Consider the following 15,006-nt stretch of genomic DNA (forward strand, 5'->3'; position numbering starts at 1 on the left):
AATTCTCCGTTAGTTTCCGGCAAGGTTACGGGTGCAAAAGGTCTGGAAGGCGATGGATTTCTCCACCGGATACACTTCGCGCCCCAGCATTTCGCGGATAATCGTACTGTTGCGGTAGCATGCCATGCCCAGATCCGGTGTGACGAAACCGTGGGTATGCAGCTCGGCGTTTTGTACGAAAATCTGGTTATGGGCATCAATACTGTAATTGCGGTTGACGGCGTAACGACCGGCATCATCCCACTGAATGCGGTTGTAAATGCCTTCGACAAACTGCGGCGGCTGATAGCCGTATCCGGTGGCGAGGATCACTGACTCCGTGCGGTGCCGGTATTCCTGCTGCTGTTCGTGGTGCAGCAGGTTCATCTCCAGTTCACCATGGCGGTTGCGGGTCAGCGATGTCAGTTCTGAATGGGTGTACAAATCAACGTTCAGCGGGCCGTCGAGGCGCTTGATGTACATCAGATCGTAGATATCGTTGATCAGACTGATATTTATGCCTTTATACAGGCACTTCTGTTCACGGTTGAGCTGATCGCGTTTGGCCATCGGTAAATCGTGGAAATAGTCGATGTATTCCGGCGAGGTCATTTCCAGCGTCAGTTTGCTGTATTCGAGTGGATAGAAACGCGGTGCACGGGTCACCCATGTCAGATGGTAATCATGCTTATCGATATCAGAGAGCAGGTCATAGTAAATTTCCGCTGCGCTCTGACCGCTGCCGACGACGGTGATGGATTTGGAATTCTGTACCTGTTCTTTGTTCGGCAGATAGGCCGAAGAGTGATGCACGTTGTTGCCCGCATCACGGGCGCAGGCTGGCATCCACGGCGACGGGCCGGTGCCCAGCACCAGTCGTTTAGTGCGGTAAATCTGATTCTCGTTGCTTTTGGTCGAGCGCGTCTGAACCAGATAGCATTCGCGCGTTGCGTCCCAGGTCACCAGTTCCACACGTGTGGAAAATTGCAGGCTGGTTAGCTGGCTGCACGCCCACTGGCAATACTGGTTGAACTCTTTGCGCATCATGAAGAAATCTTCACGGATGTAGAATGAGTAGAGTTTTCCCTGCAGTTTCAGGTAATTCAGAAAGCTGTAAGGACTGGTCGGATCGGCGAGCGTGACCAGGTCGGCCATAAACGGCGTCTGCAAATGCGCACTTTCCAGCATCATGCCAGTGTGCCAGTCGAAGCTGTCATTCTGATCTAAAAACAGACCTTTCAGCTCTTTCACGGGTTCAGTCAGACAGGCCAGGCCGAGGTTAAACGGGCCGATGCCCACGGCGATAAAATCATACATTTGTTCGGTTGAATTCATATTCATGGTGCGGCTCCTTTTACCGGTTTTTGGCGGCGCTCAGCGCAGTGGCAGTCAGTTCTTTGCCGTAATGCGTGATCAGACTGAGCACATCGGCAACGTCTTCCGTGGTGGTGGTCGGGTTCAGCAAGGTGAATTTCAGATACTGACGGTCATGCACTTTGGTACCGGCAATCACGGCGCTGCCGTCGCGGAAAATCGCTTTACGGATACCGGCATTAATCGCGTCAATCTGCTCATGATTCATGGACATACGCGGCACGAAACGGAACACCAGCGTGCTGATCTCCGGTTTATGCAGCACTTCAATGTTCGGGTTCTGTTCCATCATCTGATGGGTTTCAGTGGCGCGTTCCAGCAGCACATCAAAGGATTCACCCAGCGCCTGCTGGCCCATGATGCGCAGCGTCAGCCACATTTTGAGGGCATCAAAACGTTTGGTGGTCTGAATACTTTTGTTGACCAGGTTCGGTGTGCCTTCGAGTTTTGCACTCAACGGATTCAGGTATTCGGCGTGGTGAGTAACATGCTCCAGATGGCTGTGATCGTTAACCAGGAACGCGCTGCAGCTGACCGGCTGGAAGAAGGATTTGTGATAATCCACGGTGACGGAATCCGCCAGATGAATGCCTTCGATGCGCTGACGATGCTGAGGCGATACCAGTAATCCGCAACCGTAAGCGGCGTCGGCATGCATCCAGATTTTTTCTTTGCAGCAGATTTCAGCAATTTCATTCAGCGGGTCGATACTGCCAAAGTCGGTGGTCCCGGCAGTGGCCACCACGGCGATCGGGATCAGCCCTTCTGCGTGGCAGCGCTCGATTTCGGCTTTAAGCGCGTTTATGTCCATACGGAATGCGCTGTCACAAGCCACCGGCACCACGGCGTCATAACCCAGGCCGAGCAGGGCAGCGGATTTCTGAATGCTGAAATGGCTGACCTGAGAACTGAAAATACGCCAGCGGTTAGCTTCCGGCGGCAGACCTTGATATTTAATGCTGTGTTGCGGACGGGTACGTTTGCAGTGACTGTCACGCGCCAGCAGCATCGCCATCAGGTTGGATTGCGTACCGCCGCTGGTGAAAATACCGTCGGACTGTGCGCCAAAACCTATACGGGCGAGAGTCCAGTCGATGACTTTTTGCTCGATTAACGTGCCACCTGCGCTTTGGTCCCAGGTGTCTACGGAGGAGTTAATCGCGCTGATAAAAAGCTCTGCCAGCTGGGACGGAATCACCGTCGGACAGTTCAGATGTGCGAGGTATTTCGGGTGATGAAAATAAACCGCGTGCTGAAGATATAAATCATCCAGTTCTTCCAGGGCCAGACGTGTTCCTGCAAGGGGTTTGGTCAGATCAATATGTCGAAATTGTTCTGCTAATTCAGCGGGAGATACACCGGAAAAAGGTTTTTCCGTGTGGTTAATGTGAGATTTAATTAATTCAATCCCTTGTTCAATCTGGGCCTGCCATTCCGGCGTGCTATTTTGATTGAATATATAACCCTTATTTTCACTTATTTTAGCCTGAGTGATGACGAGGTCTTTGGTGCTGTCCTGCATTATTTCCCAATTATTTATCTGGCTCATCTTGGACCCTTTCTGTTTTTCCGTTCCCTTTACTACGGGCAAGGGGAGGCCACCCGGTAAAGTCAGGAGATTTCAGTGAACGTGTGTATTAGCAGGCAGGGCTTAAGGCCACGCCTGTCAGGTGTGTAGTTTTATCTGTTTTCTTATCGCAAATAACAGCGTTTACGTCTTGTTTGATTTCCTTAGTGCGGACTTATACAAGGTTTTAACGAATGAGAATCATTATAAATGCAAATCATTATCATTCAACTACGGCATTGAACATTTGGATGATTGCTTCAGTTAAGCTTGTTTAATGTGATGCAAGTCACATTTATCAGTCGATTTGGTCATAAAAAGATTTGTTCACATGGGAGCATTCTGTATTTGTTATTCGTTTATGCGCGCAAATAACCGTTTCTATCAATATAAAAAGTTATATTAATACACACTAAATGAGGGCCTATTTCGTTTAAAAAATTTTTTGTCAGAGCAGGGCAGCAAATTATTTCGCCCAGATGGCAAAATAATGATCAAATTAAGACGGGTAAGTAACCAGGCTGTTTCAGGGGAAAATCATACAGAAGAGAAAATAAAAAGGCCGATCATAATGATCGGCCCTTAATACATATTTAATTACATATTGAGTTTAATCAACACGCAGCACACGGCTGGTATTGGTGGTACCGATGGTGCTCATGACGTCGCCCTGCGTGATAATCACCAGATCACCTGACAACAGATAACCTTTATCACGCAGCAGATTTACCGCGTCCTGAGCCGCCGCTACGCCGTCGTTCACGCTGTCGAAGAAGACCGGCGTAACGCCACGGTAAATGGCAGTCAGATTCAGGGTGTGCTCATGACGGGACATGGCAAAGATTGGCAGGCCAGAACTGATACGGGACAACATCAGAGCAGTACGGCCCGATTCCGTCATGGAAATGATCGCCGTCACCCCTTTCAGGTGGTTGGCCGCATACATCGCTGACATCGCAATGGCTTCTTCGATGTTATCGAATTCCACGTCCAGACGGTGTTTGGATACGTTAATGCTTGGGATTTTCTCAGCACCCAGACAAACGCGTGCCATTGCCGCAACCGTTTCTGACGGATACTGACCTGCGGCGGTTTCTGCTGAAAGCATGACCGCATCGGTGCCATCGAGTACGGCGTTCGCCACGTCCATCACTTCAGCACGGGTTGGCATCGGGTTGGTGATCATCGATTCCATCATCTGAGTCGCAGTGATCACTGCACGGTTCAGCTGACGGGCACGGCGGATCAGTTTCTTCTGGATACCGACCAGTTCAGGGTCACCAATTTCCACACCCAGATCGCCACGGGCGACCATCACTACGTCGGAAGCCAGAATGATGTCGTCCATTGCGGCGTCGGTGGCAACGGCTTCAGCGCGTTCAACTTTAGACACGATCTGCGCGTTACAGCCTGCATCACGGGCCAGACGGCGCGCATAGTTAAGATCTTCGCCGGTGCGTGGGAATGAAACTGCCAGATAATCTACGTCCATTTTGGCCGCAGTAATAATGTCTGCTTTATCTTTTTCAGTCAGGGCTTCAGCAGAAAGACCACCGCCCAGTTTGTTGATGCCTTTGTTGTTAGACAACGGGCCACCAACGGTGACTTCGGTAAACACTTTCATGCCCTGAACTTCGAGCACTTTGAGCTGCACGCGACCATCATCGAGCAACAGGATGTCGCCCGGTACGACGTCAGCAGGCAGACCTTTATAGTCGATACCGACTTTTTCTTTATCGCCTTCACCTTTGCTCATGTTGGCATCGAGCAGGAATTTGTCGCCAATATTGAGGAAGACTTTGCCTTCTTTAAAGGTAGAAACGCGGATTTTAGGACCTTGCAGGTCACCGAGAATGGCGACATGGCGGCCAAGGCGGGCGGCGATTTCACGCACTTTGTTAGCGCGAAGGATGTGATCTTCAGCAGTTCCGTGAGAGAAATTCATACGTACAACGTTTGCGCCCGCTGCAATGATCTTCTCAAGATTATTGTCGCGGTCAGTTGCCGGACCGAGGGTGGTAACGATCTTCGTTCTTCTGAGCCTTCTGGACATGCCTAACTCCGTTAACTGATGAAACATGGTAATGCAAAAAACAACGAGTCCACTTTGCCGGAGGTGTAATTGTAATACAAAAGAGTTTCACCTGTGTGACCCGCTGGCCTTATGTCTGGCTTTCGTCTTGCGCACGTTGCGCGAAGATTTCCGGCCAGACTCCCTATTAAATCAATGGTGCTTTATTCATTCGTTTGTTGAATGATTTATGCCTTTGCCTGTTGAACACGCTCACTCATGCAGGGTCGGGACGACTGTCCCTTTATCAAAGCGCGATTCTTTCAACGCTTCTTTGACCCGCTTCAGGTTATCTCTGAATTTTGCGCCACGGCGCAGAGTAAAACCGGTTGCCAGCACGTCGATCAACGTGAGCTGGGCAATTCGCGAAACCATCGGCATATAAACGTCGGTGTCTTCGGGAACATCCAGTAACAAAGCCAGCGTCGCTTCATGGGCCAGAGGTGTATTAAAAGAAGTGATCGCAATCACCGTGGCATCGTTTTCACGGGCGAGTTGGGCAAGTTCGACCAGATTTTTGGTGCGTCCGGTGTGCGAAATCAGTACCACCACGTCGCCTTCGCTGGAGTTCATACAACTCATCCGCTGCATGACGATATCGTCGAAGTAAACCACGGGAATGTTAAAGCGGAAAAACTTGTTCATGGCATCATGGGCGACCGCGGCGGAAGCGCCCAGGCCAAAGAAGGAAATTTTCTTAGCCTGTGTGAGTAAATCGACGGCACGATTGATGGCGGCGATATCCAGGGTATTCTTCACCTGGTCAAGGCTGGCCATGGCGGACTCGAAAATTTTACTGGTGTAAGCGCTGACGCTGTCGCTTTCATCCACGTTACGGTTCACATAAGGTGTACCATTTGCCAGACTTTGTGCCAGATGCAGTTTAAAATCCGGAAACCCTTTTGTGTCGAGACGACGGCAAAAACGGTTTACAGTAGGTTCACTGACGTCGGCCATGCGGGCGAGGGTGGCAATACTGGAGTGAATAGCAACATGCGGCGATGCCAGGATAACTTCAGCAACTTTGCGTTCTGACTTGCTCAGAATGTCAAGGTGAGTCTGGATTTTTTCCAACGTATTCATAAGCATGCCACTCATAGGTTTCAACGATTTCTTTGAAAAGAGGAAATCGGACTGATTTGATGAAAATATACTACGCGCTTAATGCCGTTGGCAGCGTCAGCCAGGCGAATTTACGGCTTTTTTTGTCAGAGTTTGACCGAGATCTAACTTTCAGTATGGTAAATTCTGTTCAGTTTTGTCATAAAATTACAGGATGTTGTGGGTTTTAACAGCACCTGAGAGACTTATGATAAAAATAAGGTTTTCCGCAGAGTTATTACCTTGTCAGATCATGGTTTACGGCTCACGGGCAATCAGAGTACATTGTTGCTGAAATAAAATTACAATATGTACCCGGGATAATTCGAGTTGCAGCTCCGGCGAAGCAACCAGAAATATGTCAGGTATTCCTGCATTGAGGAGAAGAACATGGCGGTAACTCAGACAGCCCAGGCTTGTGATCTGGTAATTTTCGGTGCGAAAGGCGATCTTGCGCGCCGTAAGCTGTTGCCTTCCCTGTATCAGTTAGAGAAAGCGGGTCACATTCACCCGGATACCCGCATTATCGGTGTCGGACGTGCGGAATGGGACAAAGCGGCCTATACCGAAGTGGTTAAAGAAGCACTGACCACCTTCATGAAAGAAAAAATTGATCCGGAACTGTGGGACAAACTCAGTGCCCGTCTTGATTTCTGTAACCTTGATGTCAATGATCTGAAGCATTTCAAAGTGTTGGGCAAGATGCTCGACCAGAAAAATCGTGCCACCATTAACTACTTTGCGATTGCGCCAAGCCACTTCGGGGCTATTTGCCGCGGTCTGGGCGAAGCCGGGCTGAACAAAGAGCCTGCGCGCGTCGTGATGGAAAAACCTCTCGGCCACTCGCTGGAGTCGTCTCAGGTGATTAACGATCAGGTTGCCGAATATTTCGCAGAATCTCAGGTTTATCGTATCGACCATTATCTGGGTAAAGAAACGGTACTGAACCTGCTGGCACTGCGTTTCGCCAATAACCTGTTCGCCAGCAACTGGGATAACCGCACTATCGATCATGTGCAGATCACCGTTGCTGAAGAAGTGGGTATCGAAGGCCGCTGGGGTTACTTCGATGATGCGGGTCAGATGCGTGACATGATCCAGAACCACTTGCTGCAAATTCTGACCATGATCGCCATGTCTCCACCGGCTGATCTGAGTACCGACCGTATCCGTGATGAGAAAGTGAAAGTACTGCGCTCACTGCGCCGTATCGATCAGTCTAACGTACGTGAAAACACCGTACGCGGTCAGTACACTGCCGGCTTCGTGCAGGGCAAGAAAGTCCCTGGCTATCTTGAAGAAGAAGGCGCGAAGAAAACCAGCAGCACCGAAACGTTCGTGTCTATCCGCGTGGATATCGATAACTGGCAGTGGGCGGGCGTGCCGTTCTACCTGCGTACCGGTAAACGTCTGCCGACCAAATGTTCAGAAGTTGTGGTGTATTTCAAGAGCCCGGCACTGAACCTGTTCCGTGATTCGTACCAGCAGCTGCCGCAGAACAAACTGACGATTCGTCTGCAACCGGATGAAGGTATCGAGATCGAAGTACTGAACAAAGTACCGGGTCTGGAGCACAAACACCGTCTGCAAACTACCAAGCTGGATCTGAGCTTCACTGAAACCTTCAATGAGCAACATATTGCAGATGCTTACGAGCGTCTGCTGCTGGAAACCATGCGTGGCATCCAGGCGCTGTTCGTGCGTCGTGACGAAGTGGAAGAAGCCTGGAAATGGGTCGACTCCATCATGAACGCATGGGCTGCAGAAAGCGAAGCACCAAAACCGTATCAGTCCGGGACATGGGGGCCTGTGGCTTCTGTGGCGATGATTACCCGCGACGGCCGTTCCTGGAATGAGTTCGAATAACGAATAATTTATTGAGTCATTACTCCCCAAAATGTTTGAGGTTGCAGCAAGGCGGCAAGTGAGTGAGTCCCGATGAGCTGACATGAGTCAGTGATTCGGGTGAACAAATGTAGCCAACGCCGCAGCGGCTTCAGACATGACGGGGAGGGTAGTATCGTCCAATCGGGTGTGGTCGGTTTCCAGTGATTTTTTCGTTGTGAAAAAATCACTGGTCCCTGTGGCAGGGGCGCGCCATCAATCACAACGGTGCCTGCGGGCATGAATGGAGAGCAAGATGAAAAACTGGAAAACAAGCGCGGAACAAATTCTGACCTCAGGGCCGGTCGTTCCTGTGATTGTTATCAATAAACTGGAACATGCCGTTCCGCTGGCCAAAGCGCTGGTTGCCGGTGGCGTGCGCGTTCTGGAAGTCACCTTACGTACCCCGTGTGCGATGGATGCGATCCGTGCGATTGCCAAAGAAGTGCCGGAAGCCATTATTGGCGCAGGGACTGTGCTCAATCCTGAACAACTGGCCGAAGTGACCGAAGCCGGTGCGCAGTTCGCGATTAGCCCGGGTCTGACCGATGCATTGCTTAAGGCTGCGAATGCCGGTTCAATCCCGCTGATCCCGGGTATCTGCACTGTTTCAGAACTGATGATGGGTCTGGATGCTGGTCTGCGTGAATTTAAATTCTTCCCGGCGGAAGCTAACGGCGGCGTGAAAGCGTTGCAGGCTATCGCAGGGCCATTCCCGCAGGTGCGTTTCTGCCCGACTGGCGGTATTTCACCGGCGAACTACCGTGATTATCTGGCGCTGAAAAGCGTGTTGTGTATCGGTGGATCGTGGCTGGTGCCGGCTGATGCACTGGAAAGCGGTGATTATGCACGAATCACCGAACTCGCTAAAGAAGCTGTAGCGGGTGCAAAAGCGTAATAAAGCATTACGCTGATAATAAAAAAACCTCCCGCGGGAGGTTTTTTTATGTCCGAAAATCAGTGATTAACGTGCAGCGATAATCTTGATTTCAATTTTGTATTTCGGATTCATCAGGTTGGCCTGCACGGTGCAACGTACGGGTGCATTGCCCGGCGATACCCACGCGTCCCAGGCTTCGTTCATGGCCGGGAAATCTTCTTTATTCACCAGAAACAGCGTGGCATCCAGAATTTTGCTTTTGTCTGAGCCCGCTTCAGTCAGCGCTGCGTCGATAATCGCCAGCGTTTCCGCCGTTTGATCTTTCGCATTCGCGTCCAGATTTTCCGGTACCGCGGTGTAATAAATGGTGTCGTTATGGATAACGATGTCGGACATCCGTGGCTCAGGGCGAATACGTTCGATGGTCATTTTTTAACTCCGGTTAGTCACATACTTATGATGGCGCTAAGGGTATCACAAAGGATGAATGCGTTGGATTGGCAGATGACGGTGGTAGTGAAGCCAAGGGATTGGCATAATCACTGCTGATCCGTACAGGTAGAGAGACAGAGTGACAGACGATTTCGCAACAGACGGCGCACTGGCGCAGAAAATTGAAGGTTTTAAACCGCGTGAACCTCAGCGTCTGATGGCGCAGGCTGTCAGCAAAGCCATCACCGGTAAGCAGGGGCTGGTGGTCGAAGCCGGTACAGGTACCGGTAAAACTTATGCGTATCTTGCTCCGGCACTGCGTTCCGGCAAAAAAGTCATTATCTCCACTGGTTCGAAAAACTTACAGGATCAGCTGTATTCCCGCGATTTGCCTAAAGTCGCCAGCGCACTGAATTTCAAAGGTCGTCTGGCGCTGCTGAAAGGGCGATCAAACTATTTGTGCCTGGAACGTCTGGAACAGCAATCACTCTCCGGCGGCGATCTCGCCAGCCAGGCGCTCAGCGAACTGGCACATCTGCGTCACTGGTCGAGCAGCACGGAAGAAGGCGATATCAGCACCTGCAACGTGGTGCCGGAAGACAGTTTTGTCTGGCCACTGGTGACCAGCACCAACGACAATTGCCTCGGCAGTGACTGTCCGCTGTATAAAGAATGCTTTGTCGTAAAGGCCCGCCGTAAGGCTATGGACGCCGATGTGGTGGTGGTTAACCATCACCTGTTTATGGCGGATATGGTGGTGAAAGAGAGCGGCTTTGGTGAGCTTATTCCCGAAGCGGATGTCATGATTTTCGACGAAGCCCATCAGATCCCTGATATCGCCAGCCAGTATTTTGGGCAGCAGGTGACCAGCCGTCAGCTGCTGGATATGGCGAAAGACATCACGATCGCTTACCGCACGGAAGTCCGTGATTCCGTGCAGTTACAAAAAAGTGCTGATCGTCTGAGCCAGAGCACGATGGATTTTCGTCTGGCGCTCGGCGAGCCGGGTTTTCGAGGTAATCTGCGCGATGTGCTTAACCAGCCCGCTATCCAGCGTGCGCTGTTATTACTCGATGACGCGCTGGAACTTTGCTATGACGTGGTGAAATTGTCGCTCGGGCGTTCTGCGCTGCTCGATGCTGCTTTCGAACGCGCCACGCTTTACCGCAATCGCCTGAAACGTCTGAAGGATGTGTCCATTCCCGGCTACAGTTACTGGTATGAATGTAACTCACGCCATTTCGTGCTGGCGCTGACACCGTTGTCGGTAACCGATAAATTCAGCGAAATGATGAAAGAGAAACCCGGCGCGTGGATTTTCACTTCTGCCACGCTTTCGGTGAACGATCAGCTGCATCATTTTACCGAACGTCTCGGGCTGGATGAGGCAGAAACATTACTGCTGCCAAGTCCGTTTGATTACGCCAAACAGGCGCTGTTATGCGTGCCGCGTTTTCTGCCTGAATCGAATGTCAACGGCAGTTCGAAGCAGCTGGCGCGTATGTTGCGTCCGCTGATTGAAGCCAACAAAGGCCGCTGCTTCTTCCTGTGTACGTCACACAAAATGATGCGCGAACTGGCTGAGGAATTCAGGGCCAGCCTGACGTTGCCGGTTTTATTGCAGGGCGAAACCAGTAAAGGCCAGCTTCTCGCGCAGTTTGTCGAAGCAGGTAACGCCTTGCTGGTGGCGACCAGCAGTTTTTGGGAAGGCGTGGATGTGCGGGGCGATGCGCTGTCTTGCGTCATCATCGATAAACTGCCGTTCACGTCACCTGACGATCCGCTGCTCAAAGCCCGTATTGAAGACTGTCGCTTGCGCGGCGGAGACCCGTTCAATGACGTACAATTACCTGATGCGGTCATTACGCTGAAACAGGGCGTCGGGCGTTTGATCCGTGATACCTCTGACCGGGGTGTTATGGTGATTTGCGATAACCGGCTGGTGATGCGTCCTTATGGCGAAGTTTTCCTTAATAGTTTGCCGCCAACCCCGCGCACGCGTGACCTGGCACAAGCGATCCGCTTTTTACAGGATGTCGAAGAGCAGAAATAGCCCTTTGTTTATGCTAAGATGCCGCCCCGAAAAAGGCTCTTATACCCGTCATATTTCAAATTGCAGATGCGTTGACTGCGCTCAATCACCCCAGTCACTTAGTTATCTAAGTTCCGTGGGATGCTCGAGTTTGTCGCCTTTCTGCAACCCGAAGTATATAGGGTACAACTTATTAATTTCCCCGCCTGAGGTCTGGCATGTCCACGCGAATTTTAGCAATTGATACGGCGACAGAAGCCTGTTCGGTTGCGCTTTATAATCAGGGCGAAACGCTCGCTCATTTTGAACTGTGTGCCCGCGAGCACACGCAGCGCATTTTGCCGATGGTTCAGCAAATTCTCGCCGAAGCAGGACTTTCCCTGACTCAGCTCGACGCGCTGGCTTTTGGTCGCGGACCGGGCAGTTTTACCGGCGTGCGTATCGGCATTGGTATGGCTCAGGGATTGTCGCTGGGCGCGGAATTGCCTTTGCTGCCAGTGTCTACGTTACAGACGATGGCGCAGGGCGCGTATCGCCTGACCGGTGCTGATAACGTTCTCGCAGCCATTGATGCCCGCATGGGTGAAGTCTACTGGGGTGAATTCAGCCGCAATGCGCAGGGCGTCTGGAGTGGTGAAGAGACCGAGAAGGTCATCAAACCAGAACAACTTCTGGCGCGCGCCGCTGAATTATCTGGCCGTTTTGCGACGGTGGGAACCGGTTGGGAGACTTATCCTCATCTGTTGGGTGAATCTCCGGTCGCTGAATTATTTGATGGCAAAATGTTACTGCCTCATGCGGAAGATATGCTGCCGCTGGCACTCCAGCTCTGGGAAAATGGCATCCGTGTTAATCCGGAAGAGGCCGAACCCACTTATCTGCGCAATGAAGTGACGTGGAAAAAGCTGCCAGGACGGTAAATGACGGTAAAGTCAGGCAACTTGTGCTCTGAAAAATGGTCAAAATGAAGAGTTTGCACAGGAGTCATCGCAATGCGTAAGTGGTCTGTAATTCAGCAGTTATCGGGTGAAACGGGTAAAAAAATGGCGCTGAGTGCGGTTGCACTGAGTGCTTTGGTGTTATCGGGTTGTGTCACGGTGCCGGATGAAATTCGCGGTACCACGGCCACCCCGCAGATGAATTTACAGGCAGTGCAGGGCGCACCGGGTCTTTATGTCGGTCAGGAGTCGCGTTTTGGCGGCAAAGTGGTCTCTGTGACCAATTTGCAAAACAAAACCCGCCTGGAAATTGCCACGGTACCGCTCGATGAAGGCGCAAGGCCGGTCTTAGGCGCAGCGTCGCGCGGGCGGATCATGGCTTACATCAACGGCTTTGTGGATCCTGTCGATTATCGCAATCAGCTGGTGACAGTCGTCGGGCCGATTGCCGGTGTGGAGAAAGGCAAAATTGGCCAGACTTCCTATGACTTTGTCACCGTTAACGTCAACAGCTATAAACGCTGGCGTATACAGCAACAGGTTGTAATGCCTCCGCAGCCGATTGGTCCGTGGGGTTATGGCTACGGCGGCCCTTATGATTCATGGGGGCGCGGGTTTGGACCCGGCTGGGGGCCCGGTTGGTATAACACGGCACCCGCACGGGTCGAAAGCGTCGTCACCGAATAGACCTCCGTCGCCGCATGGATCACCACCGCCACATTCTGGCGGGCACCCACCGGCGGCAATGAAACCGGCTCCGGCACATCCCGTGCCGCCGCCATCAAAGCAGTAACAGCAGTAGTTGTTGTAGTTGTTAAGGCGGCTTAATTGCCGCCTTTTTCTTTTAAGCCATGGATGGTTTGGCAAAGCAAGGGCGCAGAAAAAGTGACCCGCCTCTCAACCTCGACATTGTTTGAAACGCAACTGGTAAGCTGAGTTAAAATATTGTTAAAGACGTGATAAAACTCGTCGAATAGAGACGGCAACAGAACATGATTTCAGGAGTGATACCTTGGAAAAGGTTTGGCTAAAACGATATCCGGCAGATGTTCCTGAGAACATCGACCCTGACCGCTACAGTTCGCTGGTCGAAATGTTTGAAAATTCCGCGCTGCGTTACGCTGACAGTGTGGCATTCATCAACATGGGCGAGGCGATGACCTACCGCAAGCTTGAAGAACGCAGCCGGGCTTTCGCTGCTTATCTGCAAAACGAACTGGGTCTGCAGAAGGGCGATCGTGTTGCACTGATGATGCCGAATTTATTGCAATACCCGATTGCGCTGTTCGGCGTCTTGCGCGCTGGCATGGTCGTGGTTAATGTTAACCCGCTGTATACGCCGCGTGAGCTTGAGCATCAGCTGAATGACAGCGGCGCCAGTGCAATTGTCATTGTCTCCAACTTTGCCCATACGCTGGAAAAAGTGGTGTACAAAACGCAGGTCAAGCACGTCATTCTGACCCGCATGGGCGATCAGCTTTCTGCCGCGAAAGGCACGCTGGTCAACTTTGTGGTGAAATACATCAAACGGCTGGTGCCAAAATATCACCTTCCGAACGCGATCTCCTTCCGTACCGCATTACAGCGCGGGCGTCGTCTGCAATACATCAAACCCGACATCATTAATGACGACCTGGCATTTCTGCAATATACCGGCGGAACTACCGGTGTGGCGAAGGGCGCGATGCTGACGCACCGAAACATGCAGGCGAATCTTGAACAGGCAAAAGCGGCGTACGCACCCCTATTGCAGCCGGGACATGAGCTGGTGGTGACAGCACTTCCGCTATACCACATCTTTGCCCTGACGGTGAACTGCCTGCTGTTCCTCGACCTGGGCGGTAAGAGCTTGCTTATCACCAATCCGCGCGACGTATCAGGTATGGTCAAAGAGCTGGCCAAATATCCGTTTACCGCCATCAGCGGGGTAAATACCCTGTTTAATGCGCTGCTCAATAACGAAGACTTTCGCGAACTCGATTTCTCCACGCTGCGTCTTTCTGTAGGTGGCGGGATGTCCGTGCAAAAATCTGTGGCGGACAAATGGGAAAAACTAACGGGTAAACATTTGCTGGAAGGTTACGGTCTGACGGAGTGTTCCCCGCTGGTGGCCGGAAACCCGTACGATTTGAAACATTACAGTGGCAGCATCGGTTTGCCAGTGCCGTCGACAGAGGTACGTCTGGTGGATGATAACGGTCACGACGTTGCGCCGGGCGAGCCGGGCGAGTTGTGGGTACGTGGTCCTCAGGTCATGCTGGGTTACTGGCAGCGGCCGTCGGCAACCGATGAGGTGCTAAAAGATGGCTGGTTATCGACGGGCGATATCGTTACAGTGGACGAGCAGGGCTTCCTACGGATTGTTGACCGTAAAAAAGACATGATCCTGGTTTCCGGTTTCAATGTTTACCCTAACGAAATTGAAGAGGTAGTTTCACAACACGACAAAGTTCTCGAAGTTGCCGCCATTGGTGTGCCGAATGAGTCGTCGGGTGAAATTGTCAAAATTTGCGTGGTGAAAAAAGACTCTTCACTGACCAGCGAAGAACTCCTGGCACACTGTCGCCGGTTATTAACCGGTTACAAAGTACCTAAGATTGTTGAGTTCCGTGATGAATTACCGAAGTCAAATGTCGGTAAAATCCTCAGACGGGAACTTCGCGATGAACAGGCAAAACCAAAAGTCGATCCGAAGCAGGATGCAGCATAGCGGTTCACACGTTTGTTCAGTGATTGTCAGATTCTTAA

11 protein-coding genes are annotated in these 15,006 nt (G+C 51.5%); 6 read left to right on the forward strand and 5 right to left on the reverse strand.

The features are described from left to right. Positions 1-9: 9 nt before the first annotated feature. The 4 genes from CKQ54_RS13715 to CKQ54_RS13730 all read right to left on the reverse strand — a co-directional run bounded on the left by CKQ54_RS13715 (position 10) and on the right by CKQ54_RS13730 (position 6,074). The gene (locus tag CKQ54_RS13715) at positions 10-1,314 is read right to left on the reverse strand and encodes a lysine N(6)-hydroxylase/L-ornithine N(5)-oxygenase family protein (protein ID WP_208644623.1); all 1,305 of its coding nucleotides are present in this window, start codon (positions 1,312-1,314) and stop codon (positions 10-12) included. Between the two features lie 19 nt (positions 1,315-1,333). After that, the gene (locus CKQ54_RS13720; RefSeq protein WP_120162834.1) at positions 1,334-2,902 is read right to left on the reverse strand and encodes a pyridoxal phosphate-dependent decarboxylase family protein; all 1,569 of its coding nucleotides are present in this window, start codon (positions 2,900-2,902) and stop codon (positions 1,334-1,336) included. 628 nt (positions 2,903-3,530) lie between these two features. Next, a complete protein-coding gene (pyk, locus tag CKQ54_RS13725; protein WP_112290017.1) occupies positions 3,531-4,973 on the reverse strand; it encodes a pyruvate kinase in 1,443 nt (480 codons plus the stop codon). Between the two features lie 231 nt (positions 4,974-5,204). Continuing rightward, entirely contained in the window at positions 5,205-6,074 is an 870-nt protein-coding gene (locus CKQ54_RS13730) for a MurR/RpiR family transcriptional regulator (RefSeq protein ID WP_112290018.1), read from the reverse strand. A gap of 408 nt (positions 6,075-6,482) precedes the next feature. Between CKQ54_RS13730 and zwf the strand changes: the two genes are divergently transcribed. Both zwf and CKQ54_RS13740 read left to right on the forward strand, forming a co-directional pair. Beyond that, the gene (zwf, locus tag CKQ54_RS13735) at positions 6,483-7,958 is read left to right on the forward strand and encodes a glucose-6-phosphate dehydrogenase (protein ID WP_112290019.1); all 1,476 of its coding nucleotides are present in this window, start codon (positions 6,483-6,485) and stop codon (positions 7,956-7,958) included. Positions 7,959-8,232: 274 nt separating this feature from the next. Then, entirely contained in the window at positions 8,233-8,874 is a 642-nt protein-coding gene (locus CKQ54_RS13740; protein ID WP_112290021.1) for a bifunctional 4-hydroxy-2-oxoglutarate aldolase/2-dehydro-3-deoxy-phosphogluconate aldolase, read from the forward strand. Positions 8,875-8,940: 66 nt separating this feature from the next. Here the strand turns inward: CKQ54_RS13740 and CKQ54_RS13745 are convergent, their stop codons facing one another. Beyond that, on the reverse strand, positions 8,941-9,285 hold the full coding sequence (locus CKQ54_RS13745; RefSeq protein ID WP_112290022.1) for a RidA family protein: 345 nt from the start codon (positions 9,283-9,285) through the stop codon (positions 8,941-8,943). 142 nt (positions 9,286-9,427) lie between these two features. Here CKQ54_RS13745 and yoaA point away from each other — a divergent pair, with 142 nt between their 5' ends. The 4 genes from yoaA (at position 9,428) to fadD (ending at position 14,968) form a co-directional block, all read left to right on the forward strand. Continuing rightward, positions 9,428-11,341, forward strand: a complete 1,914-nt coding sequence (gene yoaA, locus CKQ54_RS13750; RefSeq protein WP_120162835.1) for a DNA repair helicase YoaA — start codon at positions 9,428-9,430, stop codon at positions 11,339-11,341. Between the two features lie 197 nt (positions 11,342-11,538). Continuing rightward, entirely contained in the window at positions 11,539-12,240 is a 702-nt protein-coding gene (gene tsaB / locus CKQ54_RS13755) for a tRNA (adenosine(37)-N6)-threonylcarbamoyltransferase complex dimerization subunit type 1 TsaB (protein WP_120162836.1), read from the forward strand. Between the two features lie 72 nt (positions 12,241-12,312). Continuing rightward, a complete protein-coding gene (locus CKQ54_RS13760; RefSeq protein WP_120162837.1) occupies positions 12,313-12,945 on the forward strand; it encodes a Slp family lipoprotein in 633 nt (210 codons plus the stop codon). Positions 12,946-13,270: 325 nt separating this feature from the next. Beyond that, positions 13,271-14,968 (forward strand): long-chain-fatty-acid--CoA ligase FadD, encoded by a 1,698-nt coding sequence (gene fadD / locus CKQ54_RS13765; RefSeq protein ID WP_112290029.1) that lies wholly within the window; start codon positions 13,271-13,273, stop codon positions 14,966-14,968. Positions 14,969-15,006: the final 38 nt, after the last annotated feature.

This window comes from Rahnella variigena, assembly GCF_003610915.1.
Taxonomy (GTDB): domain Bacteria; phylum Pseudomonadota; class Gammaproteobacteria; order Enterobacterales; family Enterobacteriaceae; genus Rahnella; species Rahnella variigena.